Genomic DNA, 25,899 nt, shown 5'->3' with positions numbered 1-25,899 from the left:
CTCAAACGGATATCCGTGATCTGCGTTCATTTAATTCGCGGAAATTTCCTCTGTATTTCTTACAGCAGTCCCTTCTCACGGATCAGCTTTAAAGCGCCTTCATCGGCCACTACCGTCACATCCGGGTGAAGCTGCAGGATAGATGCCGGCACGTTGGGCGTGATCGGTCCGTAGAGAGATTTGTAAAGAGCATCTGCCTTTGCCTCTCCGGTAGCGACCAGAAGGATTTTCTTTGCAGTCATGATGTTTTTGATACCCATGGTATATGCCTGCTTCGGCACATCATCCATAGTCTCAAAGAATCTTGCATTTGCCTTGATGGTGCTCTCCGTAAGGTCTACGCAGTGAGTCTCCTTCTCAAATGCTGCACCCGGCTCGTTGAAGCCGATGTGACCGTTTCCGCCGATTCCAAGCAGCTGCATATCGATACCACCCACGCTGCGGATGATCTCATTGTAATCCGCACAGGCTTTCTCACTGTCCTCTTCCAGTCCATTTGGCACATAGGTTCTTGCCTTATCGATATTTACATGGTCAAACAGATTTGTGTTCATAAAATAACGATAACTCTGATCGTTGTCTCCGGAAAGTCCTTTGTATTCATCAAGATTTACGGATGTGATCTGCGAAAAGTCCAGATCTCCTTTTTTGTACCACTCGATCAGCTGCTTGTACATTCCCACCGGTGTGGAGCCTGTAGCAAGTCCAAGAACAGCATTTGGCTTCATGATGATCTGTGCAGACATGATGTTTGCCGCTTTTCTGCTTACGTCATAGTAATCTTTTCCTGTATAAATAATCATAATCTTTTTCCTTCTCCTTGTTTCGTATAGCTGATTTTCTTGTTGCGTAAAACGTTTCGTTTTTTTGCCAAAACTATCTTACCGCATCCGAAGCAGCTTTTCAAGTAAAATCATAGGGCAAAAATCATTTTTCCTATTTTTTACAATTATTCCGTCTTGTTTTTGTGTACTTTTTCGTATTAGGTTTTGTTAAACGTTTCATTTTTATCAATTTTCTGTACAATACGCTCGTTTTTTCTGATACTTTATGTGTAAAAAATGTCATGTGTATTGAGGCGTTTTCTTTTTCATGATATAATATGAAAATACTATATTATCTGTAAATGCATCAGAACCGGAGGCTTTACATGAACGTTACGATCAATGATATCGCCCGTGCGACAGGCCTGTCCACCGCAACGATCTCCAAATATATAAACCACAAAAAAATACGGGAAGAAAATCGTATCCTTATAGAAAAGGCAATTCAGGAGCTTGGATATACCCCAAACCGGAATGCCCAGCTTCTCCGTGCCAAAAACACACATACCATCGGTATCCTGATCTCAGATCTTGGTAATTATTTCTGGGGCGAGCTTGTCAACTCCATTATCAAGCATTTCACGGATCATGGCTATACAGTTATTGTCTGTTCTTTCTTTTTTGAACATCAGAAGGAGATCGATACGATACAGGATATTATCTCCCAGCACTTTGACGGAGTTATCATGCTCCCATCCTGCTGGCATGATGACCTGTACCAGCTTTTACAGAATGCCGGCATACCTGTTGTAATGCTCGATCAGATTCCTGCTTCCATGAGACATTTTCCTGTAGACTGTGTTATTTCTGATAATTACAGAGGCGGTGCACTGCTGGCAGAGCACCTTTTGGAAAAAGACCACACAAAGGTCTGGATCATGGAACAGTATCTGGACTCCTACACCATCGAGCAGCGGATCCAGGGCTTTGTGGATGTATATCAGAAAAATGGCATTGACCTTCTGAAACAGCAGGATTCTTTTCCCCCTGTTTCTTTTGGTTCCACTGCAGAAACGATCATCCAGAGCAACCTGCATTTCCAGAAGCTTATTGATTCTTCCGATCCCCCTACTGCTGTTTTTTTTGACTGCTATCTCTCCGCAATGGGCGGTTTAAGCGCTGCCAGCCAGGCACGGATTTCCGTTCCTCAGGATATTTCCTTTGTGTGCTTTGATGATGATCCGCTTTTCAAGACCATGAGCGCGACTATGACCTGCGTCTCACAGGATCTGACAAGCATGGGGAAACATGCTGTGGAATTACTTTTAAAAAGGATCCATGGAGACTATACGGATTTTCCCAAAATAGACATGCTGGATGTTGTATTCCACCCGCGGCGCTCCGTAAAAGACCTGTCCGAACACAACAGTACAGCATCCGGAAAGGATTGATTTATGAGTGCAACCATCAAGGACATTGCCAGAGAAACCGGTCTGGCATTGGCCACCATTTCAAAATATATCAACGGCGGAACTGTACGGCCGCAAAACAAAAAGCAGATCGACGAAGCGATCCGGAAACTGAATTACGTTCCACGAAACACGGCCCGGGGACTTCGTTCCTCCAAGACTTACCGTATCGGTCTGGTATCCGGTCCTCCCAATACTCCGCATAATGCTTTTCTTCTGAGCAAAATAGAAAACACCATGCGCGCTCACGGTTATTCTCTCACATTTATGAGCGGCGACAAGTATAAGGATCATGTCAATAAATTCGTCCCTCACATGCTCCGCTCTGGGATCGACGGCCTTATCATTACCTCTTTCAGTCTGAACCAGGACATCTGTTCTGCTGTGGAACACGCCAAAATCCCTGTTGTGGAGCTGGAAGAACACAGCCATTTCCACCGTACAGACTGTGTACAGACCAGCTGTACCTCCGGAGCCTACGAGATCGTGGAGCATCTGATAAAAATGGGGCATCAGAAGATCGCCCTTGTCACCGGTTCTCCTGCATCCTATACTGCATGTGAACGAAAAAAAGGCTATCTCCGGGCACTGGAAGACTACGATATTCCGGTTAATCCCGATTATATCATCGCTGAAAATTACACAAACGACTTTGGATATCAGGCAATGCAGAAATTATGGAATCTTCCGGAACGTCCGACTGCCGTATTTTCTGCGAACTATACACTATGCCTCGGTATTTATGAAGCGATCTACAGCCTTGGCATCCGGATCCCGGAAGACCTGTCTGTTGTCTCCTTTGATGATTTTGAACTGTCCATGCTGCTTTCTCCTCAGCTGACCGCTGTCCGTCAGCCGCTGACCGGTCTGGCAGAGCAGGCCTGTGATCTGCTGCTTCGCAGAATGAACGGAGACTACAGTGATTTTCCAAGGACGATACGCCTGAAGCCAGAATGTATCTACCGGGATTCCGTGCGTGATCTCTTTTCTGATGGTAAGTAATGCAAAGCAACTTTTATTACGGCAATTTCGGGAAGCACAACAGGCATTTTCATTCCGATCTGCCCGCATATTCTGAGCATCTGAACCACTGCAATAATTTCACAGCTTTTACAAAGGGCACAGACCGTCACCGACACAGTCGATGATACGGCCTGTGTTCCTTCTGTATATATCCGTTATATCTGTCACAGCAGTCTCAGCAGCATATCTCCGGTTCCCACATTGTATCCGCTGGTTGCATAGATCCCATTCAGGCTTTTGTTTGTCACAATGATCAGCGGAAGCTTATCCGGATCTACGTACATTCTTCTTCCCAGTGTATTGATGATCTCTGAAAAATCATCATATAAGATCTGAACATCTCCAAGCTTGCCCAGTGCTCTTGAAAGGGTAGGTGTCTCCAGCGCTTTTTTGCTTTTTACTACAAAAATGATCCTATTCGCATATCGGGAAAAAGCTTCTTCCTGCTCCATCATCTCATTTAAGATATGTTCCGTCGGTTCTTTCTCCTCTTCCAGAAACGCCAGGATATGCTTCCCATCTGCCGTCAGTTCTGACGCCTTCACGGTGCTTCCATCTTCTTTTCTGAGAGTAAATTCCGGTATGGAGATATTCTCCAGCATATCTTCCAGGTTTGCATTCCGAAATGCCAGCTCCACCCTCTTCATTTCTCCGATCTGAACCTCAAAATAATACTCCGCTGCAAATATATTTCCATTTGGCAATCTGTTTGAGGTAAGGATCCTGTAATTTCCCGCTTCCAGCGGCAGCTTCATCACCTGATCTCTGAAATTTTCGGCTTCCAGCTTCCGTGTGATATATTTTCCGGCTTCCAGTTTTGCGATGCTCCAGTTCTGGAAATATTTCCACTGTGTATCCGCACTTGCCTTCAGAAGGATCGATGCCTTTTTCTCCGTTTCCGCAGATACCGGGATGAATTTTCCGTTTTTCATATACTCCATGGAACGGTCATGAGGGTTCAGGCGTGCCGGAATTCCCAGCGTTCTCGCCATTGCCACAAAAAGGATCTTCTTTGACAGAAGACTTCCTGTTCCCGTTTTCAGACATCCGGACGGCGTGGTGATCACACTGCTGCGTTCTTTCTCCGGGCTGGAAACGATCTTATCCTCAATCCACTTCCAGATCTTCGCCGGTTCCTTTTGCAGCATATTTTTTTCTTCTTCCGACAGTTGCTCAAGAATCGTTTTTCTGTATTTCTGCAAAACTTCATCGTCAACTCTCGGGTTCAGTACATATGGTACAAAAATATCTGCATCCATGTTTTTTTCATACGGTAATGCAGATTTCAGGTGCTCCTCCAGAACCTGGCTGATACAGTCTGTTCTGTCTTTCTCTGTGAGGACTTCAAGGAGTTTTTTTCTCATTGAAGAATCTCCAGTTTCTTTTTCCAGGAATTTCCGACACTCCAGATTGCTCAGGTTTCTTACCTTCTGTTCCCTGTAAGCGTTTGCCTCTGCCAGACGTCTGCTGCCTCTTTCCTTCTGCTCCGATGTTGGCATATCTTTATTTACAGGTGCATCATGAGGTGCGATCATATCGATCTCCGTCCACTCCTCATAAAAAATACCCTTTTCCTTTCCTACGGGCATCAGACAGATCTCACAACAATCCTCTGTTTTTGTATCCATGCTGTTTTCTGCATGCAGCCATTCTCCATCTGCATACATCCTTGCAGAAATATGGATACTTCCAAGCCCTGTTGTCAGGCTGACTTTTCCCAGACTGTCGGTTTTCAGTTCTGCGATCGGGGCATATTCCGAATAATTCAGCACCTCAAAAGAAACTTCTGCACCTTCTGCCGGTTTTCCATGTGAATCCTTTACGGACACAGTGATCTCTTTTGTCAGTGCATATCGTTTCAGCTCGTTGAGCATAGTCACCATACCATCTTTGCCGATCACTTCTCCCTCCGGGATCATGGTATCAAAAACTCTTGAATGGACCATCATGGCCCTTGAGGAAGCGTTGGTAAACCATCCCTTATTCAGGATCTCCTCCGGCTCACAGGCTCCCAGAAAATACCAGCTTCCATCGCACCAGATTTCCACCCACGCATGATTGTCATCACAATGAGACCACTTTGGTGCATATACCTGACGGGCAGGTACACCAACACTTCTCAGTGCATTAACGGTAAATACAGATTCCTCTCCGCATCTTCCGTTTCCTCTGCGGTATACGGCAAGTGCAGACAGGGTACGATCATCTGTACAATGATAGGTAGCCTCCTGTGCACACCAGTAGTTCACCTCCAGGGCAGCTTCCCGGAAGCTCATTCCCTCAGTTCTCTCTCCGATCTCCCTGCGGAAAAATGTACGGCAGGGTGCGATCTCCTCCTCATTTACTCTATGAAACAGCACATAATTCAAAAAGATTTCCTCCGGCAGCTCTGCCACCCCGGAGTTTTCCTTCCATAAATATACGCCATTCTCCGCATAATCCAGGAATACTTCAAACGCGTAATTTCCGATATCACTGTACGGCATGAACGCATATAAATATTTGCACGCCAGAGCCACTTCGTCTGTGCATTCCGCAAGCTTTTTATCAATCTCCGCAAAAACCTGCGGTAACCCCATCATCTGCTCCCGATATTTTTTTTCGATCCGATCACGGTTTTCTTTCAGAAAAATCTTCCCCTCAGCCATTATAATTCCTCCAGAACTTTCTTTGCAGCACGAACATTTTCAATATCTGTACGCCATATCTCATATTCACTGAATGTCGGAAGTCCCATATTGACACCTTCCTTGCGAAACTGCATCGCACTGTCCGTTACAACCTTGCCGCTCATATGATAAGCCTTGATCCCGGTAAGGGGATAAAGCTGGCGGATCACTTCCGCACCGACGCCACTCCCCGCCTGGATGGTGATACGTCCCTGACTCTTGGTTTCCAGTTCCTTCAAAAGCTCCGCACCCTGAAGGCAGGTATTCTTCTGTCCGGATGTAAGGATCGTATCGATTCCTAGCGAGATTGCCTGTTCCATAGCCTCGATCGGATCTGCGCACACATCAAAAGCCCTGTGCAGCGTAACAGACATATCTCCCGCAGCATCCATCAGTTCTTTCATCTGTTCCATATTCAAGGTGCCATCCGGTTTCAGGATACCTATTACGACACCCTCCGCTCCCATTTTGCGGAAATCCTTTACTGCATTCCTTATCATAGAAAATTCCGCATCTGTATAACAGAAATCTCCAAACCTCGGACGGATCAGCGCATGGATCCGGATATCTGAACGCTTCCTTATTTCCTCAAAAAGCCATGGACCGGGAGTTGTCCCCCCGATGATCAGATTGCTGCAAAGCTCCAATCTGTCCGCACCACCCTCGGCTGCTGCCATGGCGGATTCCACAGAATCCACACAGGTTTCCAGAATATAGTCTTTCATGTAAAAATCCCCCTTTATTACTGTCTGCTCAGAGTAATTTCACTCCGGTATTCCTCAGTATGTTCACAATGGTATCATCCGGAAATTCATCGGTAATGATCCCGCTGATATCATCAAAATGTGTATATTTATAAGATTCGTTAAAATAAAACTTCTCTCTCTCCATAACCACATATTTATGTCTGCTGCTCTGCACTGCCGCCTTCTTGGTCAATCCATCCTCCACTCCGGATGTAGTAACTGCAAAATCTGTCATATCCACGCCACAGCTTCCCAAAAATGCCCGGTCAAAGCTGTACTGCTTGATCACCTCAATGGCCGCAGCTCCCATAAATCCATTCACTGAACGGTACATAGTTCCCCCTGTGCCTATGGCCGTGATGGACGGATTCGCAGCAAGGATCTGCAGGATATCGATCATATTGCTGACAACCACAACATGCATACCCGACGAAGCGATAAGCCTTGCCAGCTCTATATTTGTAGTGGAAACATCCAGAAAGATCGTTTCGTTATTTTTGATCAGCTTGAAGGCTTTCGCAGCAATCACTTTCTTCTTATCAAGATTGTACATACGCCTGTCTACTACGTTTCTCTCCAGAGGATACTCCTGTGACAGGATCGCTCCTCCGTAAGTCCTCTTTAATCTGCCTGCATTTTCAAGGATCTTGAGATCCTTGCGGATACAGTCCTCCGTAACCTGAAACATCTCGCTTAATTCTTTGACTCTGACTTTTCCTTTTTCGCGGAGACATTTCTCTATTGCATTCTGTCGTTCTTCTGTAAACATGGTCCTATCTCCTCATTCCTGATTTTTCTGTGATAAAAGTTCCAGAAATCAATACTCCGCAAAACAATATCCGGCGCATTGATCCCTGGAAAGCCTGTGATTTCAGTATAACAGTTCGATATCTTACTGTCAATTATTTTGTATTATTTTTTATTGTTTTATCGTATTCTGATCAAATCAAGTAATTCCACTGGTTCAATTGCGAACCTCCGCTTGCCCCCTGTTCCGGGAATCCCTTACAAAGCTGCAAATATCCCCCTGACTCAAAGCCACATGTTCCCTTGCGGAATTATAAAGGTCAATAAACATTGAAAATATTGAATAAATTATGAGGACTTGTCTGTACTCTTCCCGAAACAGACAAGTCCCCACAGTTCCATAACAAATATCCAGTTATGAGCAGATAAAATCAGATTTTTACTATCTGCACATATATTCATCCAGCTCTCCGATAAATTTCTCCGGCATCTTTCTCTCAAATGGGAAAACCTCCGCATTCCCCAGTTCATCTGCAATACATCCCAGAAGGATCGCACTTCTCTCCAACGACCAGGCAGACAGCAGATCAATCGTATCATAACGGGTATGCATGCCAAAACCATCCCGGTTCAGAGTCATGGCCGGAATTCCCTTCCATGCAAAAGAATTGGAATCACTTCCCCAGATCTGATTCTTCACAGACGCTCCGATCCCTGCTCCGTCAGCGATCTCAAGAAGCTTATCACAAACAGAAGCCTCTCCCGTCACTCCCAGAACATTTCCTCCGATCAGCTGCCCGGCCAGATCTACATTCATATTAAAACGATGCGCTCCAAGCTCACTCTCATGAACTATGATATAATCCCGGCTGCCCAGCAAACCCTTCTCCTCAGCACCAAACCACACAAATTCCATAGTCCTGCGCGGTCTATACTGCTGAAAATATCTGCAAAGCTCCATGATGATCGCTGCCCCAGCCATATTATCATAGGCCCCCGGTCCCTCCGGCACCGAATCATAATGCGCCGTAATCGTCAAGATCTCATCTTTCTTATCCGTACCTTCGATCCTCGCCACTACATTACGGGATCTACACGCCGTCACATCCTGTTCCACAGCCAGGCACACCTCAGACGCACCCTCCGTCACCAGCTCCACTGCATCCTTATAATGAAGATTCGCCCCCGGAATCCTGCCACTATATTTTTCCTGCATCTCGTGAATATCCTCTGCAGACTCCGACAATCCTTCTATCACTTCTGCTGCATCCCCCGGAAAGATCATCGGCAGGCTGCGCTGACAGGGAACCCTGTCCACTCCTTCATCCAGCGGAGAACCCTCCACACTGATAAAACCAACAGCTCCGGCGCTCACCAGTCTCTGATACACATCACCACTCACCCGACCATTCACCATAACGATCTTGCCCTTCGCCCGGGAAAGACTGACAGCATCCCCATTCTCCACATACAAAAAATCCGCTTTCAGACCTTCTGCCCCAGTATTTCCACATCTTCCATACCCGGTCACCACATACTCCTTCTGATAAGGCTCCACAACCTTAAGCACCGCTCTGTTGATCCGAAAACCCCAAAAATCAAACTCCTCCATCCGATTCTTCACTCCGAAGCTGTCCAAAGTATCCCGGATCATCTTCGCCGCCTTCACTTCCCCCGCAGTACCCGCTTCTCTGACAAAATCAAACCCTGTCAAAAACTCCATCTGCCGCCTGCCACTGATTTCCTTCGTATTCATACCCCCACAACCTTTCTAAATTTTTTCCAAGTCCCACCCACTGCTTATTGCTTTTCGCAACCCACAGGAGACTTACTTGATTCGGTTAAATTATACACTATTTTTCTGCAAAAAAAATGCCTGCAGTTATTTTTCAGCCTACTCGGCCAAAAAATCTCCACAGACAGTTTATATTTCACATCTATAAATCAACCGTATCTTTATCCTACTCCACAAACGAACCAACCGCAGCCGGAGCACGGTAATCATAGTCGGAAACCTTGATCCCTGTAGTCGCTGTACTGGCGTGAACGATCTTGCCATCACCAATATAAAGAGCCACATGATCAATACAACCCTCACCATAAAAAACCAGATCACCAGCCTCAATATCCGCAACACTCTTCTTCTCAGAAGCCGAACACTGAGCTGCAGCAACACGAGGAAGCTCATACCCAAACTCCGCAAACACAGACATCACAAACCCCGAACAATCCGCCCCGTTAGTCAGACTCGTACCACCATAAACATAAGGATTCCCCACAAACTGCAGCGCAAAATCCACAATCCCCTGCCGCATCTCCAGACGCGCAGCCTCAGCAGCCTTACGCTCCTCTTCCGCCTTACGCGCAGCCTCAGCAGCCGCTTCAGCCTCAAGCCTCTCCTGTGCGATCACCTCAGCCTCAGCCTTCGCCTCCTGATACCCCTGAACCTCAGAAACCGTCTTATCCGCCAGAGCACTGGCAAAAGCAGAAATGGAATCCGCACCATCCGAAAAATCATCCTCAATAGAAAGCTCCTCCACATCTCCATCAGACACAGCACTGACACCATCCACATCCGCAAAAACAACAGAAGGAACCACACCCACAAGAACAGCACTCAGAACAACAGCAGCAAATTTCTTATAAAACATAAACAATAAAACTCCTCTCAGAAAACCACGCAGCAGCACCCACCCATTCAGGCAGACATTCACAATCCACTTCGCCACGCTCCTCATTCGCCATTTTGTTACATTTTTATTAAATTTGTTACGCAAGTGTGTATCCTACCATAAAAACCCCCACCTGTCAAACCCCTTTCACAAAACCTTCACACACCAATCAGCCATCCAGCACAGCGACGATGGCTTCCACAAGAAACTCAGCCCTTCCTCCCAGCCATCCAGCGCAGCGCTGATGGCTCATCCAATTCCCGGGAATCCACTCAATCCTCCAGCCCTCATCAATCCCCACTTCCGCCAGTCGCCCCACACCCCCACCACTACCTCCCGCCCGGAACCGAACAGCCGGGGAGACGGGTGCCGGTTGGCTACGACTCTGCAGGAGGGGAGCTGATTCTTGGCTGGCGAAAATCTGCGTTGTTTTTAAAAAGTCCGCTGTCTGAGCGGCAGCAAGCCGCGAGTTCGGACTTTTTAAAAACGGTTTTAGCAGAATTCCGGCAGCCTAGAAGCCAGCCCCCGACGAAGCCCGGAGCAAACCGGCACCCGTCTCCCCGGCGTCCGTCATCCGCCATCCACCACAAAAAAAGAGCGCTCCCGCAGCCCATCCAGCCCGCAAAGAACGCTCTCCTAATTTCCATCAGCTTACAATCATACACAATCACCTACGATCAGCATACAATCCCATACGATCGCATCAAATATAACTCATAAACCCCTTCCCAACAACCTCACTACTCTTAGTAACCATCAAAAACGCCTGCGGATCCACCTCATCAATAAACCTCTGCAGAAGCACCGCCTGTCTCACATCAACAACCGTCAGAATAATCTTCTTATCCTTATGCGAATAAACCCCCTCCCCATGATAAACCGTAGCACTCCGATCCAGCCCATTCATAATAAACTCACAGATCTCATCCGGCTTACTGGAAATGATCGTAAAATACTTATTCAGCTTCATCCTCTCAATAGACTTATCGATCAGCAACGTCTTAGCCATAAGCCCCAGCACAGAACAAAGCCCCGTAGTAAGATCAAACACCATAAACGAAACAACAACGATCACACAATCCACCGCAAACAATGCACCCGAAATATTCATCGTAGAATACTTCTTAATGATCATCGCCACAATATCCGTGCCACCACCCGAAGCATTCTCAAAAAACAGCAGCGCCGCAGCCAGCGCCGGCAAAATGATCGCAAAGCAAAGCTCCAGCATAATATTCCCCGTCAGCGCCCTGTCCATAGGAAAAACCTTCTCAAACACATTCAGAAGCAAAGAAGAAACAACCGTAACATAAGCCGTCTTCACTCCAAAATCCCGGCCAAGAACAATAAACCCGATCACCAGCAAAATCAGATTGATCACCAGGTTGATCTGCGCAGACGTCATCGGAATAAAATGCGAAAACACAACCGCCATACCCGAAACACCACCAAAGGAAAAATTATTCGGAAACTTAAATACATAAATCCCCACATCCATCAGAACAACAGCAAATGTGATAATGATATACTCCATCACACGCTTTGGTATCAGATTTTTCATTAAAAAATATCCTCCTGATCTCCTCAAATAATTTTCACCGGTAACTACCAGTCAAAACCAGCAATCCCCGCATCCTCTTCGTTTATCATACCTTATATCACCAAAAATGCAAATAAAAAAGACAGAGAAAAATACATTTCCCTGTCCCTTATATCAACGATCACGATCAACCACAGCTTACAGCCCGAAAAACCTCTCCAGAAATTCCGCCACACCATCATGGTCATTATCTCCGGTCACCTCATTCGCTGCATCCTTTACATACTGTTTGGAATTGCCCATAGCAACACCGATACCTGCACCCTCCAGCATTTCCAGATCATTCTCATTATCTCCGAAAGCGATCACATGCATCCGGTCAATACCAAGCTTTGTGCGAAGCATGGCAAGACCCACACCCTTGTCCACGCCTGCTGCATTAAACTCCGCATTGCCGCTGATGGAAGTAGTCACTGCCACATCATCCAGATCCTTCCATTTCTCACGAAGTGCCCTGCTGGTCTCCATATCATCAAAATAAATATTGATCTTCTCTGCCTGATCCAGAATATCTTTCTGATGATAAAAATCCTTAACATATACATGTCTGCTGAGGAAATAATCTACAAAAGTTTTTTCCAGCAGATCTTTATCCGCTACAGATGCCACATAATCTCTGGCATCCGCATCAGAATAGGCGATTCCGTTTGCATAAGCCTCTGCGATCCAACCTTTTGCGTCACTGTTTTCCACATCCTTCAGGATTTTGCTTACCATTCCTTTGGGCATGGTTTTTCGCCAGATCATCTCATTTTTATCGTAATCCCAGACAACACAGCCGTTTTCCACGATTCCCCATTTCACACCCCGGAGCACAGAAAACTCCTGAGGGATCAGCTCTCTGGTCCTTCCGGTTGCCGGCACCACATAATGTCCATCATCGATCAGACGTTGCAGAACATTTCTGTTCCTTTCAGAGATCTTATTCTCGCTGTTCAGAAGAGTTCCGTCCATATCCACTGCAATGATATATTTTTCCATAAATTCCTCCTGTTTGTCTTCTCCCCACAGGCAAAAAGCGCATCTGCACTGCACCCGGATATCCTTTGGCAGTACAGATACGCACAAATACTCATACCTGCTCTCTGTAAAGCAGAGACTTTCCACTTTACTACTACATATACAACAGCTCAGGAATTACCGGATCCTCATCATAAACGCCTCGTACGGTCTTAAGTCCGCTTTGATTCCTGTTCTGTCCTTATAGTTTGCAATCTTAATATCCTCTTTATCGGACACATATTTCGCAAGACCTTCTGTACTTACCGTATCCTCAGAAAGGTTTGCCACCACGATCCACTGCTCTTTGTCGGAAGTTCTTAAATATGCAAAGATCTTCTCATCTTCTGGAAGAAGGAGCTGATAGTCACCTTCTGTGAGAAGCTCTTCCTCATGACGAAGACAGATCAGATCCTTATAATAATAAAACACGGAATCATTTTTTTCCAGAGCTTTTTTTACATTGATCTCCTGGTAACGATCAGAAAGGCGGAACCATGGCTTACCGGTCGTAAATCCTGCATTTTCGCTGTCATCCCACTGCATAGGAACCCTGGCATTGTCACGACTCTTGTTCCATACTGCCTTGCGGAAATCATCTTCAGAAATGGTTTTGTTCTTAACGACAAGATCCTGATATGCATTACGAACCTCGATATCCTCGTACTCCTCAAGCGGGAACTGCACGTTTGTCATACCGATCTCCTCTCCCTGATATACATAAGGAGTTCCCTGCATACCATGGAGAACGGTAGCATAAGCCTTTGCACATTCCTCGCGGTAAGTAGTATCATTTCCCCATCTGGAGATCACACGTGGCTGGTCATGATTTTCAAAATACAGAGCATTCCAGCCCTTGTTATAAAGCTTGTTCTGCCACTCACTCATAACACGTTTCAGATCACGGAGATCAAAAGGCTTCAATTCCCACTTGCGGTTTACAGAGCCCGGAATACGGTCGATGTTCATATGCTCAAATGTGAAGATCATATTCAGTTCCTCACGCTCCGGATCTGTAAACAGTCTTGCAACCTCCGGTGTGGAGCCCGGCGCCTCACCTACCGTCATACAGTCATATTTTGAAAGCACCTCCCGGTTCATCTCATGGATAAACTCATGAAGTCTTGGTCCGTTGCTGTGATATTTTCCTGTATAATACTTGCGGTCATCAGTCTTCGGGTAATCCGGGAAGGACTGATCCTTGGAGATAGACGCGATCACATCCATGCGCCATCCATCAGCACCTTTATCCATCCAGAACTTCATCAGATCATAGATTTCCTTACGGACAGTTTCATTTTCCCAGTTGAGATCCGGCTGCTTTCTGCTGTAGAAATGAAGGTAATACTGGCCACGCCCTTCGTCATATTCCCAGGCACTTCCGCAGAAGCTGGAACCCCAGTTGTTCGGCTCACTGCCGTCTGCTTTTGGATCCTTCCAGATATAATAATCACTGTATTTGCTGTCTTTTGACTTCCGGCTTTCCACAAACCACGCATGCTCATCGGAAGTATGGTTGACAACAAGATCCAGAACGATCTTGATACCATGCTCATGAGCTTTTCCGATCAGCTCATCCATGTCCTCGTTACTTCCGAAACCTGCGTAGATCTTCCGGTAATCACTGATATCGTAACCGTTGTCGTCCTGTGGGGAGTCAAAAACAGGACTAAGCCAGATCACATCGATCCCAAGGTTCTGAAGGTAGGGGAGTTTTTCAATAATGCCCTGGAGATCGCCGAAGCCGTCTCCGTTGGAGTCCTTAAAGCTTCTTGGATAAATCTGATATACAACGGAATTCTTCCACCAATCTTTCATTTCTTATGTCTCCTTTATTTTGCATTGAGCAGATATTTATAATCCGTATTTGCTGCTTATTTATATCCGGTCAGGTGTTCTTCAACTGCCCTTTTTGCGGTCAGTTATTTCGATATAACTTTTTTTAGGCTTTTTTATAGGCGGACCCTATACGGCCCGCCTTTTCATAATTCTGATCTTTATTCCTTATCCTTAAGGCTTATGCAATTCCAAGAAGAGAGAGAAGGATGCTCAGGATGATAACACCGATGATCAGAACTGTGATGCTGACATTTTTCTTTTTCAGCAGATAGTAACACAGAAGAGTCAGTCCAAGGGGAACAATGCCGATAAAGATCTGGTCCAACATGTTCTGTAGATTCAGAACAGATTCACCCTTCATGGTGAGTTCATAAGTGGAGTTAAAGGTTACCATGCTGGCAGTCATACCGCCGACCATGATCAGACCTACAATGCTGGCAGCCTTTGTCAGGATGTTCATAAGACCGCTTGCATAAACCTTCTGGATGTATTCGGAACCAAGCTTGTAGCCCAGGAATGTTCCGTAATATTTCACAAGAATAGACGGAATGTTGAAAAGAAGCAGGAACACGATCGGTGCCAGAACGTTTCCGGATGCACCAAGTCCTACTGCGATTCCGGCTGCGATTACACGGAGAACGCCCCAGAAAATGGAATCACCGATACCGGCCAGAGGTCCCATCAGGGAAGATTTCACCGCATTGATGGAGCTTGCATCAAAATCCTTCTGCTCGCTGTTTTTCTTCTCCATGGATGCCACAAGACCCATGATGAATGTAGATAAGGTGATGGTTGTATTGAAGTAAGACATACTTCTTGTGAGGGCAGCTTTTTTGCCTTCCTCATCGTTTTTGTAAAATTTATTGATAAAAGGCATCAGGGAATAACAGAAGCCGGAAGCTCCCTGTTTTGCCGGGCTTACTGCCGCATACAGAGTAAAGGAACGCCAGAACGCTTTTCTCAGCATTTTTCTTTCATCTGCTGGAATGGATTTCGTTAAATTACTCATGAGAAAAATTCCTCCTCTTCTTTATCAAGATATTCGTCAGAACCACCGACCGGTGAAGCTGCCACTCTCTGCGCCGCAAGCTGGTTCAGCTTGTAATCATTCATACCAATGGAAATGGCAATGATCACACCGATCACGGCAAGAGCGATCAGCGGAAGCTTTAAGTATGCTGCAAGGACAAAGCCCAGGAAATAAAACATACAGATCTTGTTATCCCAGAGCATCTTCATCAACATTGCCATACCTACTGCCGGAAGAAGTCCGCCGCAAACTGTCAGACCATTCATAACAACATCCGGGATGGCATCCAGAAGTGCACTGACTGCATCAGATCCGAACAGGATCCCGAAAAATGCGAACAAGGAATATAAAAACCAGTTTACAGCCCAGAGCCCATAGTGAAGAGCAACGATCTGTTTTTCTTTTCCTTCTGCCGCCAGACGGTCGAAGGTTTTTGCAAACATACCTACAATAAAAATGTAGAGAACGGTCTTGATCTGAAGACCAAGGATACCGATTGGAAGTGCAAGTGTCAGGGCAACCTCAGAGCCTTTGCCAAGCATGATGGCAAAGGCAGTTCCTACAGCTGTGGCAATTCCGGGTTCTGCTGCAGAAGCTCCGCCGATATTTACAACTCCCATGAATACAGCTTCCAATGAAGCTCCGATAATAACTCCTGTGTGAAGATCTCCAAGGAACAGACCTACCAGTGGCCCGATGACGATTGGACGGTTCAGCATAGTAAATCCGACCAGCTCTGCACCGCCGACACAGATAAATACGGCAAGTGCTACAAGAAATGCGTTTAACATTTTTTCTTTCCTCCCTTTTTTGTGCTACGTTTTATTTATTCAGTGGATGTCAGTCAAGCTTGTCCAGTATATCCTTCACAAGCTTCTGCTCATCATTGGGTACCTGCTGCATACAGGCCTTCGGATCAAGAGCCACCAGCTCTTTCAGTGCCTGCTGTTCTACTTTTGTCAACATGATAGTCGGGGTCAGGACAAGCTTCTCGGAAACATCGATTCCATCAAAACGTCCCGTATTTCCTACATTGAGGAATCCGATCTCACCAACATTTTGTCTTATCTTCAGAGCATCCTTTACCGTTCTTGTCAGAACCAGAATACGCATCCTGGATGCCTTCGGATTGTTTAAGATACGAATGGCTTCATCCACCGGTTTGATCAGCGATTTGATTCCGCCCGGTACGGCCATTTTCAATGCCATCTTCTGGGTGTTATCGTTAGCTGCCTCGTCGTTAGCTACCACGATTCCCTGTACAGCCAGCTGTTTGGTCCAGGTCATGGCAACCTGTCCGTGGATCAGACGGTCATCTACACGAAGTGCGGTGATCTTTGCTGTGGAATTGTCATAGGACTGGGGAGCCAGAGCTTTTTTCGGTGCGGATTTTTTTGCATACGATGCAGCACCTTCTGAAATCTGCGCAGTATTTTCGATACCCTGTGCAGTATCTTCTTCAGCATTTTTTTCAGATGTGGATTTCTTTCCACCGCCAAGGTCTACCATCTGAAGCTCTTCTCTGGCATCATCGATGAACTCCTGGATCTCCTCCTCTGTCACATCGTCATCTGCCATCATGACCTGCATCAGGACCGGAAGGTTGGTTCCTGTGATCAGTGTGACATTTTCTTTCTGGCTGTATCTCAGAAGCTTCTGATTTACGCTTCCTCCCATCAGATCTGTGAAAACGAAAATCCTGTCGTTTTCATGCTGTGCGAAATATTCTTCAAACTTTTTCTCCACATTGTCTTCCGGTGTCACATAAGCGTCGATGGTTGTGATCTCATCCATTTTTCCAACGATCAGCTCTGCTGTATAACGAATGCCGGAGGCCATTTTTCCATGTGTGGCGATCAGAATCTGTTTCATCTGGTATTCACTCCTTCTGTACTCTTTCCCTTTGGTTATGTACCTAACCTTTATGTTCACACTATAGCATCAAAATTAGGCTGTGTAAATAGGTTATGTACATAACCTATCATTGTAACAAGTTCAAAATCATGGTTTTGTGCAGGTTTCACATAGAACAGCAAATGCTTATTATCCACATCTTCAGCACGAACCCACACATGATAACTCTTTTACGATTTCAGGTAAATTTACAAAAAGCCGAAAATACTCTGACTGTCAGACACTGACAGTTCCCGTATATTTCGGCTTTTGATATCTTTATATCTCAGATTCTCTGTACTCTTACTATATTGAAAGTCCCGATTTTCTGTTTTTCACAGTTCTGCAGTGACTTCTCGTATCTACCCCCCTGATCAGATCAGGTACATTCTCTGCAGACTTACTTTTCCTCATGCTGCGGCTGTACAGATCTCCTGGGGATCAGCGTGACCGGAAGCATGATCTCATTTTCACGCTCTTTTTCCACTCCATTGATCCGTTCCATCAGAATTTCCACTGCAAGAGACGCCTTCTGCTCCACATTCTGGCTGATAGTAGTCAGACGAGGCACGGAAAATTCCGCATAGCTGATGTTATCGTATCCTGCAATTCCAATCTCCTCCGGAATCTTTACTCCACGACTGCTGAAAAAGCTGATAGCCTCCAATGCATAGAGGTCCGACAGGAAAAACAGTGCGGCCTTTGGTTTTTTCCGCTGGAGCAGCCACGCATAGCTTTCTTTTCGTTTGGCGTAGTTCATTCCAAGAGCAGTAAACTGCACCTTCTGCTTTTTCTTTGCAAAATCCTTCGCCGCCCGCTGAGCGCCCATGTAACGAAGATGGTCCACACCATTATCACGGCCTGCACAAACCTGGATATGCTCATAGCCGCATTCCAGAAGATATTTTGTCATAAGATAGCCGCCGCTTTCGTCGTCCAGTCCGATATTCAGGACATGTTTTTCCTGGCCTGCATCAAGCTCACCGTATGCATCAATGGAAACGATCGGTTTGTTGATCAGCTGATAGATCTTTTCACAGTTGCTTTTGCTGAAGGAGATGGCAATAACGCCATCTACATCCCAGCCCATGACCATCTGGAATATCTTATCTGTATCCTTTGCGGAATACAGCATCAGATAATATCCCAGCTCCTGCACGTATTTCTCGATAAAACCGATGATCTTTCCATAAAAAGGATCTCCGATGATAGAATCCCTGAAGTCTTTATGATAATTGATCACAACTGCGATCAGCTGGGATTTTTCTTTATTCAGAACTCTCAGTCCCATTTTCTGGACATATCCCATTTCCCGGATAAGATTCTCGATCTTCTGAATATTGGCAGGAGATACTTTTTTTGTTTTTCCATGTATGACATTGGAAACAGTTGTTGTACTCACGCCTGCTCTTTGTGCGATTTCCTTAATCGTTGCCATTATCTTTCCTCCAGAGATATTTCTGTGCGGAAGCCACTGCATTGGCTCCATCTGAAACAGCAGTTACTATCTGGCGAAGTGCCTTGGTACGAATATCCCCCGCTGCAAAAACCCCAGGTGCGCTGGTAACCCCCTCTTCTCCTGCACAGATATATCCATTTTCATCCAGCTTGAGCTGATCCTTTACAAGTGTCGTATTAGGAACGATCCCCACAGCAATGAAAACACCATCTGCGGTCAGCTCCCTCTCTTCATTTGTTTTTATATTACGGATCTTAAGACCGGTCACTTCGTCCTGTCCCAGGATCTCAAGGGGAACACTGTCCCACACCATTTCTATATTCTCACAGGCAAAAATTTTCTCCTGAAGTGTCTGATCTGCTCGAAGCGCATCACGGCGATGAACAAGATATACCCTTTCACAGAGGCCGGAAAGAAAAACTGCATCCTCTGCTGCCACGTTTCCTCCCCCCACTACCACTGCGGTCCGATCCTTATAAAAAGCTCCGTCACAGGTAGCGCAGTAGGAAACACCAAGGCCGCTCAGATCATCCTCTCCCGGGATATCAAGTTTCCGGTGCTCTGCCCCAAATGCAAGGATCAGAGATTTCGCCTGATATTCATGCTTTTTTGTACGGATCGTCTTGATCTCTCCGGAAATATTTTCCAGGGAAAGAATCTTCTCTCGCTGCGGTTCCAAGCCCAGCTTCCGGGCATGTGCCCCAAAGGCTTCTCCGAGATCCATGCCCGATATCCCCGGCATTCCCGGATAATTATCCACCGCATAGGTAGCTGTGACCTGGCCGCCCGGTGCAAAGTTTTTATCGATCCATATGGTATTTAACCTGGCCCTGGACGCATAGATCGCTGCCGTGATCCCTGCCGGACCTCCGCCTAAAATTGCAAGATCATAAATATCACTCATGTTATTTCTCCATTTTTGTATATTTCCGCTCACATAATATCATAGATTCCGTAATTTTCCAATATGATAGAACAAAGCGCCACTCTGAAAGGACGTTACTGTTTGCTTCGAGACCATCAGCACTCTCCACATGGTATATGTCTGTAAACAGTAATGAAAGACTGTCTTATGTCTCTTAAAATCAGGAAAAATAAATTTTCTATTTTCATCACTCTGCTTCTTATCCTAGCACTTCTCACCGGCCTTACTGCCGGTTATTTTTCCACTCACGGGATCACAGAAAACGGAAAATTCGAAGCCTTTTCCGGAAAAGTTTTTCAAAATGAAGTTTCCGGCAGCACCCTTACCCTCCATTATACCCTGGCACATCCGGAAAAACAGGGTATCCGGCGAAAAAAAGCTTCTCTTGGCACTGTCCCCACAGATATGAAAAATACATACCATATCTGCAGCCAGTACGAAAAAAAGCTGAAATCCTTCCGCTACAGCCGCCTTTCCACGGAAAATCAGCTGACGCTGGACTCCATGCTCCTCTATTACCACACGGAAAAATCACTGGGCGACAATTATCTGCTTCAGGAGCCTCTTGGCCCAAGTCTTGGTATTCAGGCTCAGCTTCCGGTTCTTCTGGCGGAATATGCCTTTTATGAAGATCATGATATCACCGACTACCTCAATCTTCTCACCACCATCCGCCCATACTTTCAGAGCATCCTGAAATTTGAAAAAAAGAAATCCGAAGCTGGCTTCTTTATGAGCGATACTACCCTGGACCGGGTCCTTGCACAATGCAGTGCTTTTATCCAGAATCCCGACAACAATTATATGCTGGAAATTTTCCAGAAAAAGCTATCCGAATATGGAAAACTTCCTTCCTCAGAGCAGAACGCTCTGATCCTGACCCACCAAAATCTTATGAAAACAGAAGTCATCCCAGCCTATCAGGAACTTATGACCGGTCTGGAAGCTTTGCGTGGCACAGGAAAAAACACTCGTGGCCTGACTTATTTCAAGGGAGGAAAAGCCTACTATCTCTATCTTCTTCAGAGTCAGACCGGCTCTTACGTTCCTGTAAAGCAAATGGAAAAACGACTCTCCGGACAGCTTTCCGACGAGATCGGCATCGCAGGAACCATACTTCGACAAAACCCGGAGCTTCTGACTACTCTCAGCCGGGGAATCACTTTCAGAGAAATAAAGCCTGCCCAGATGCTGAATGCCTTGCAGCAGAAGATCCAAACAGACTTCCCACCTCTCACAGATGTCACCTTTGAGCTCCGCACAGTCCACGATTCCATGAAAGAATATCTAAGCCCCGCCTTTTATCTCACCCCACCTATGGATACCGGAACCCCCAATGTGATCTACATAAATCCGGCTGCCGGCTACCAGGGCCTGGAGCTTTTTACCACACTGGCACATGAAGGATTCCCGGGGCATCTTTACCAGACTGTCGCCTTCCAACGCCAAAAATCCTCCAACATCCGAAATCTTCTCTGCACCTCCGGCTTTGCAGAAGGATGGGCCACCTACATCGAACCCTATGCCTACCGGTACGCCGCCGATTATATTCAGGATCCTTCTGCCACAGAGCTTGCCAGGATCTCCTGGCTGAACCGAAGCATCAATTTATGCATGTACTCCCTTCTGGACATTGAGATCCATTACAACGGCTGGACTCAGGCCGAAGTCGCCAGCTTTCTAAAAGCCTTTGGTATCGAAGACAGCGCCGTTGTCTCCGAGATCTACCAGTATATCCTGGAAACCCCGGGAAATTATCTGAAATACTACTGGGGCTACTTAAGCCTTCTGGACTTACGCACTTCCGAACAGAACCGCCTTGGCCAGGACTTTGATCTGAAAGCTTTCCACAGCCAGATACTGAAGATTGGTGGTGTACAGTTCCCGGTGCTGGAGAAGTATATTGATGCGGAATTTTGAAACTATTTTTTCACTCCAACCCAGCAAAAAACAGTTCATAAAAATCATCCTCACCCTCAAGCATCGGAGAATTCTCTCCGCCGCCATTGGTACTCCTCTTCATCGCTGCATAAAATTCCTCACCAGCTGCGATCAGATCCATCTCATAAACCGGAACCCCAAGCTCCCGGCACTTCTTACAGAAAGCAGCCAGCGGCGCTTTCTCCCTGCGGGTAGCAAGCAACATCTCCCGAAGCGCCGGGTCCCTGCGGGCCTTTTCCTTCAGATTATCAAGCATCTCCACAACTTCCATCAGACTCAATCCCCCTTCACACAGCTTCTGAACAGCACATCCAGTTCCGGAATCTCTTTTTTCAGAGAAACCAGCTCCCCATTCCTGGTAAAACAATGCTTCGAGGAAGCCTCTGTACAAACCTCACTTCTGGTCACATTAAAAAACTCATAAGCCAGCTCCAGAACCACACCACTGTACTTCTTCACCGAAACCGAAATCCCAACTACATCATCAAAAAGCACCGGCTTCTTATAAGAAACTGAAACCCCTGCAACCGGAGAAACAATCCCCCTCTTCTCCACCTCACCATAACCAAAGCCCAACTCCTTCATGAAATCGATCCGGGCCTCTTCCATCCATTTCACATAATTGGAATGATGGATGATCCCCATCTGATCCGTCTCATGATACTGTGCCTTACGCCTGTAAACACCCATGTTTATATCCTCTCTTCTGTAAAAATCTGACATTTGTCACCAGTAACAAAATATCCTCTTTATTTCTCACAAACCATACTCTTTATACAACTCCCTGCAAGCCTCCGCACTGTCTATGATTTTCCCAATCTCATCCATTCGACCATCCGCGATCAAACGATTGATCAACATCCTCATCCTCGTTTCTCCAATAGCCTCGCCCTCTGCTTTTCCCTCTGCTTTTCCTTCTGCTTTTCCTTCTGCTTTTCCAATAATTTTCCCACGTGCTTCTCCCAGCTCAAACAAGCGTTCCGATTCCAACTGTAAAACCTTTCCACCCATAATTTCATCTACTCCTTTCTACTTGATTTTTTCTTCTTTTCGGAAAATGTAATCTGATATCCTTACAATTAATCTAGTGGATCTCACACGACTAAAGTCACATGCTCCTCAGTCGCTTTAAGCGACAAGGCTAAATATCGACGGATACGCCTGTAACTTAGGATATGCGCAGTCATGCGCTTTTTCCATGCCAGATATGGCAGGTTCCCACACTGCAGGTAATCCGCTGTATATCTGCCTGTGTTTATGCTGCTCTTAAAAGTTCCATTTCTGAAAATAGTTCTCTTAAGTCCGCATATACACATGAGATCCTACGCTTTACTGAAGGGACTTTTGCCTCCAGCAAAGACCTTTCCGTTGCCGGAAGGGGTTTTAAGAGTTCCCGGATAAAATATCTTGCTCCAATATTATAGGACGCCGAAAGATCACAGTTATATCTTTTTCCATTCTGGAATGTACATAAACTATGATTGCCTGGATCACGGACAACTGTTCCCGACCCATCCCAGGCAAGCCTGCTGGTATTCCATGCACAGATCCTAGATATCCGCATCCCTCTGCGATGCGCCTGATGTTCACATCTTATCTGGATATCCCTTTTTCTCCACAAATGCAGCTTCTGTTTCTTTCTTCCGGATATCTTTCCTTTTGTTTCCAGATACTCAAACACGATCACATCCGCATGGTTTTCTTCCGCATATCCTGCAACTGCTCCTGCGATCTTTCTTCCAAGTTCTGTGTTAAGACGCTTCGCATAAGCCCATCTGCTTTTCACCTGTACAGAACCATGTTCCCGCTGGAACCTGCGTATCCGTCCCAGCACACGGTACATCCGGTCTTTTTCACTGGGAAAATCAATAAATTTTCTTCCCAGGACAGTTCCATCTGACCGCATAATAGTGCAGACTGCATCCGTATTGATTCCTAAATCCACACTGCAGATAATCTGTTCTTTTACAGGTGCCTTTGTAAGCGGCACCTCTTCTGTATAAGAAAAACGCAGGAAGTATTTACGATGCCTTTTTTCCAGCACGGGAGCTGCTGTTCTTTTTCCCGCCCAGTATTTCCTCAGATATTCCATATCTGTATGGCTGAAACCGACACGGAACCATTTCCAGTCATGGCCGTCATAAAGTTTCAGGTACGCTCCATCTTTTTCCTCAGTATCTTCACGGTACATCACATCACGGTAAAATACCGGCATAGCATGATTACCACACACCAGCTTCGGCGTGCCGCCTTTCTTATCCATTTTTTTCCACAGTTCCAGCCTCGTCTTATATGAGGATACGCTTCCCAGGGCATGCTGGATAGCTGCCCTTCTGAGATAAGAAGGCATCTTTGGAAATCGCAGGTCAAAATCAAACCTTGCCTGATTCTTTTTTGTGGTATGCACCAGATGTTCTGCAGTATTGAAACGTTTTTTAGGTTCCGTGATCACTGCCAGTTCATCCCATGCCTGGGCATAGATCTCAATCAGACAACTGACCGCAGAACGATAAATATCCAGTGTCTGGCGGATCGGGATATTCTGTTTTCGCAGTTCTACGCCATAACTGGATACTGTCCTCATCTTTTTTCCTCTTTCTTACAAATATAAAAAACGAGTTCTTTCAGATTACTGTTTTTCTTTTTGCCCTTCGATATAAGAACATACCTGTTCCCTGCTCCTGTCACTCACAGTTACTGCACAATAAGATGGATTCCACAGATGCCCTCCCCAAAGTTCCTTCTTCAGTTCCGGATGCGCAAGAAACATCTGCCTGGCAATGTTCCCCTTCATGATCTTGATCATATCCGAGATATAAAACTGTGGTCTGCAGTCTACAAGAAGATGGATATGATCCGGCATAACCTCCATTGCCAGGATCTGAAATTTATATTCTTCTGCAAGGTCACAGAGCATTTCTTTGCATTCTGCATCAATACCATCTTTTAAAACTTTTTTCCGATATTTTGTACACCATACCAGATGGTACTGCAGGGAATACACATATCCTCTACCATATGAAAGTTCATTGTTATTGATATTAAACATATTTTTATCCATGTTTTTATTATACCATATGCAAATAGAATTCACAAACATTTGTTCTGCTTATTCTCAAAAAAATAGTGCGCCTAACTCATCACTGAAGTAACGAGAATGCGACGCACAGGTTTTCAATAATCTTCGTAGTTTCTCAGAATCCTCACCTATTATATGCGCCGACTCCTCGTATCTCATTACATAAAACGGAAGCAACAGCAGTAAATTTTTCTCAAAAATGCTATCCTTTGTATAACGCTCCACCTTCACCGTCGGAACACGATATGCACACACCTGCCCATCCGGAAGCAGCAGCTCCACTTCCTCAACATCCGGCGTATTCTTCGTAGATCTTAAATAAATTACACATGATCTCGGAAACTCCACATAAAACTTCCGTCCTAATCTCCGCCTACTCTCCAAAGCAATCGCAAAATCATACTCAAACATCCTGATCGCCATCATAGTATCATCCGCACTCTAACACTCAATATGATACACCTTATCCCCGATCAACAGCCGGGCATCCGTGATCAATTCCCCATCCTCCAGCTGATGCTCATTCCGAAGATGCACAATCTTTACATTCTCCGGATACGAAGTATGAAACACCTCATTGATAAGCGGAACGAGCAGGTAAGTCATCCTCTCCACCATTGTCCGGAAAACATCGTCAAATATAGTATTGTTATTCATTAACACTCCTACTGATATATAAATTATACCACACAAAGAAAACTTGACACTCCCCACAGCTAAAGCAGGGGGATTCTTGCTTCTCCCACTACTGCATTGGCAAACACCTTACGGTACTGCAATGTCTTACACAGTGTCCACAAGCTATATTTATACTGTTCCCGTATGCCCTACGGTACAGTTTTTATCTTTATGCAGACTGCATCTGCAGTCCTTTTTTCAGAATATTGATACTTGCATTCGTATCCCGGTCATGAACCGCATGGCATTTGGGACACTCCCAGATACGAATGCCCAGATTTTTTATCCGTGGATTTCTGTAGCCACAACAGCTGCAGGTCTGACTGCTCGGATACATCGTTGGTACTCTGTGAATTTCATTTCCAT

The 25,899-nt window shown here is 45.7% G+C and carries 25 protein-coding genes; 3 read left to right on the top strand and 22 right to left on the bottom strand.

The features are described 5' to 3' along the window. Nucleotides 1–59: 59 nt before the first annotated feature. Nucleotides 60–803 (bottom strand): glucosamine-6-phosphate deaminase, encoded by a 744-nt coding sequence (gene nagB / locus BLP57_RS14120; RefSeq protein ID WP_015525385.1) that lies wholly within the window; start codon nt 801–803, stop codon nt 60–62. A 347-nt stretch (nt 804–1,150) separates the two neighbouring features. Here nagB and BLP57_RS14115 point away from each other — a divergent pair, with 347 nt between their 5' ends. Together BLP57_RS14115 and BLP57_RS14110 are read left to right on the top strand one after the other, a co-directional pair. Next, nucleotides 1,151–2,215: a LacI family DNA-binding transcriptional regulator gene (locus BLP57_RS14115; protein ID WP_092072610.1), complete on the top strand. Its 1,065-nt coding sequence runs from the start codon at nt 1,151–1,153 to the stop codon at nt 2,213–2,215. A gap of 3 nt (nt 2,216–2,218) precedes the next feature. Next, nucleotides 2,219–3,235: a LacI family DNA-binding transcriptional regulator gene (locus tag BLP57_RS14110; RefSeq protein WP_092072607.1), complete on the top strand. Its 1,017-nt coding sequence runs from the start codon at nt 2,219–2,221 to the stop codon at nt 3,233–3,235. Nucleotides 3,236–3,420: 185 nt separating this feature from the next. On the opposite strand, the gene BLP57_RS14105 is transcribed toward BLP57_RS14110, so the two are convergent. From BLP57_RS14105 to trxB, 13 genes are all read right to left on the bottom strand, one after another. After that, the gene (locus tag BLP57_RS14105; RefSeq protein WP_092072605.1) at nt 3,421–5,904 is read right to left on the bottom strand and encodes a transglutaminase domain-containing protein; all 2,484 of its coding nucleotides are present in this window, start codon (nt 5,902–5,904) and stop codon (nt 3,421–3,423) included. Further along, nucleotides 5,904–6,650, bottom strand: coding sequence for a copper homeostasis protein CutC (locus BLP57_RS14100; RefSeq protein WP_092072602.1), 747 nt, complete (start codon nt 6,648–6,650; stop codon nt 5,904–5,906). Before BLP57_RS14100 ends, BLP57_RS14105 begins: the two co-directional genes overlap by 1 nt. Before the next feature lie 28 nt (nt 6,651–6,678). Next, entirely contained in the window at nt 6,679–7,440 is a 762-nt protein-coding gene (locus BLP57_RS14095) for a DeoR/GlpR family DNA-binding transcription regulator (protein WP_015525379.1), read from the bottom strand. 420 nt (nt 7,441–7,860) lie between these two features. Beyond that, nucleotides 7,861–9,174, bottom strand: a complete 1,314-nt coding sequence (locus BLP57_RS14090; protein WP_092072599.1) for a M28 family metallopeptidase — start codon at nt 9,172–9,174, stop codon at nt 7,861–7,863. Between the two features lie 205 nt (nt 9,175–9,379). Continuing rightward, nucleotides 9,380–10,069, bottom strand: coding sequence for a C40 family peptidase (locus BLP57_RS14085; protein WP_092072596.1), 690 nt, complete (start codon nt 10,067–10,069; stop codon nt 9,380–9,382). A 724-nt stretch (nt 10,070–10,793) separates the two neighbouring features. Continuing rightward, on the bottom strand, nt 10,794–11,651 hold the full coding sequence (locus tag BLP57_RS14080; protein ID WP_022426920.1) for a YitT family protein: 858 nt from the start codon (nt 11,649–11,651) through the stop codon (nt 10,794–10,796). A 177-nt stretch (nt 11,652–11,828) separates the two neighbouring features. Next, on the bottom strand, nt 11,829–12,671 hold the full coding sequence (locus BLP57_RS14075) for a Cof-type HAD-IIB family hydrolase (RefSeq protein ID WP_139148854.1): 843 nt from the start codon (nt 12,669–12,671) through the stop codon (nt 11,829–11,831). A 156-nt stretch (nt 12,672–12,827) separates the two neighbouring features. Further along, on the bottom strand, nt 12,828–14,507 hold the full coding sequence (locus tag BLP57_RS14070; protein WP_092072590.1) for a glycoside hydrolase family 13 protein: 1,680 nt from the start codon (nt 14,505–14,507) through the stop codon (nt 12,828–12,830). Nucleotides 14,508–14,706: 199 nt separating this feature from the next. Then, nucleotides 14,707–15,537: a PTS system mannose/fructose/sorbose family transporter subunit IID gene (locus tag BLP57_RS14065; protein ID WP_015525374.1), complete on the bottom strand. Its 831-nt coding sequence runs from the start codon at nt 15,535–15,537 to the stop codon at nt 14,707–14,709. Continuing rightward, on the bottom strand, nt 15,534–16,349 hold the full coding sequence (locus tag BLP57_RS14060; protein WP_092072588.1) for a PTS mannose/fructose/sorbose/N-acetylgalactosamine transporter subunit IIC: 816 nt from the start codon (nt 16,347–16,349) through the stop codon (nt 15,534–15,536). The genes BLP57_RS14065 and BLP57_RS14060 overlap by 4 nt, the downstream gene beginning before the upstream one ends. Nucleotides 16,350–16,398: 49 nt before the next feature. After that, on the bottom strand, nt 16,399–17,430 hold the full coding sequence (locus tag BLP57_RS14055) for a PTS mannose/fructose/sorbose transporter subunit IIAB (protein WP_092072585.1): 1,032 nt from the start codon (nt 17,428–17,430) through the stop codon (nt 16,399–16,401). A 421-nt stretch (nt 17,431–17,851) separates the two neighbouring features. Next, entirely contained in the window at nt 17,852–18,889 is a 1,038-nt protein-coding gene (locus BLP57_RS14050) for a LacI family DNA-binding transcriptional regulator (protein ID WP_242872638.1), read from the bottom strand. After that, a complete protein-coding gene (gene trxB / locus BLP57_RS14045) occupies nt 18,876–19,814 on the bottom strand; it encodes a thioredoxin-disulfide reductase (RefSeq protein ID WP_015525369.1) in 939 nt (312 codons plus the stop codon). Before trxB ends, BLP57_RS14050 begins: the two co-directional genes overlap by 14 nt. Before the next feature lie 168 nt (nt 19,815–19,982). Here trxB and BLP57_RS14040 point away from each other — a divergent pair, with 168 nt between their 5' ends. After that, nucleotides 19,983–21,755: a DUF885 domain-containing protein gene (locus BLP57_RS14040; RefSeq protein ID WP_242872637.1), complete on the top strand. Its 1,773-nt coding sequence runs from the start codon at nt 19,983–19,985 to the stop codon at nt 21,753–21,755. A gap of 10 nt (nt 21,756–21,765) precedes the next feature. Here BLP57_RS14040 and BLP57_RS14035 read toward each other — a convergent pair whose 3' ends face one another. From BLP57_RS14035 to BLP57_RS14000, 8 genes are all read right to left on the bottom strand, one after another. After that, nucleotides 21,766–22,047 (bottom strand): hypothetical protein, encoded by a 282-nt coding sequence (locus BLP57_RS14035; protein ID WP_021651190.1) that lies wholly within the window; start codon nt 22,045–22,047, stop codon nt 21,766–21,768. Nucleotides 22,048–22,052: 5 nt separating this feature from the next. Then, nucleotides 22,053–22,466 carry an acyl-CoA thioesterase gene (locus tag BLP57_RS14030; protein WP_227945569.1) on the bottom strand — a complete coding sequence of 138 codons (414 nt, stop codon included), beginning with the start codon at nt 22,464–22,466 and terminating at the stop codon, nt 22,053–22,055. A 66-nt stretch (nt 22,467–22,532) separates the two neighbouring features. Then, a complete protein-coding gene (locus tag BLP57_RS14025; RefSeq protein WP_092072580.1) occupies nt 22,533–22,787 on the bottom strand; it encodes a hypothetical protein in 255 nt (84 codons plus the stop codon). 244 nt (nt 22,788–23,031) lie between these two features. Further along, nucleotides 23,032–24,360 carry a transposase gene (locus BLP57_RS14020; RefSeq protein WP_092072577.1) on the bottom strand — a complete coding sequence of 443 codons (1,329 nt, stop codon included), beginning with the start codon at nt 24,358–24,360 and terminating at the stop codon, nt 23,032–23,034. 45 nt (nt 24,361–24,405) lie between these two features. After that, on the bottom strand, nt 24,406–24,837 hold the full coding sequence (gene tnpA, locus BLP57_RS14015) for an IS200/IS605 family transposase (protein ID WP_110103717.1): 432 nt from the start codon (nt 24,835–24,837) through the stop codon (nt 24,406–24,408). Between the two features lie 54 nt (nt 24,838–24,891). Beyond that, on the bottom strand, nt 24,892–25,281 hold the full coding sequence (locus tag BLP57_RS14010; protein ID WP_139148853.1) for a hypothetical protein: 390 nt from the start codon (nt 25,279–25,281) through the stop codon (nt 24,892–24,894). Between the two features lie 15 nt (nt 25,282–25,296). Next, nucleotides 25,297–25,512 (bottom strand): hypothetical protein, encoded by a 216-nt coding sequence (locus BLP57_RS14005; RefSeq protein ID WP_059086284.1) that lies wholly within the window; start codon nt 25,510–25,512, stop codon nt 25,297–25,299. Between the two features lie 190 nt (nt 25,513–25,702). Next, nucleotides 25,703–25,899, bottom strand: a 197-nt coding sequence (locus BLP57_RS14000) for a zinc ribbon domain-containing protein (protein ID WP_092072574.1), incomplete at its 5' end; no start/stop codon positions are given.

The organism is Blautia sp. SF-50 (genome assembly GCF_900101315.1).
GTDB classification, from domain to species: domain Bacteria; phylum Bacillota; class Clostridia; order Lachnospirales; family Lachnospiraceae; genus Blautia_A; species Blautia_A fusiformis.
The sequence above is the reverse complement of the archived record's forward strand: the minus strand, read 5'-3'. Positions and strand labels throughout refer to the sequence as shown.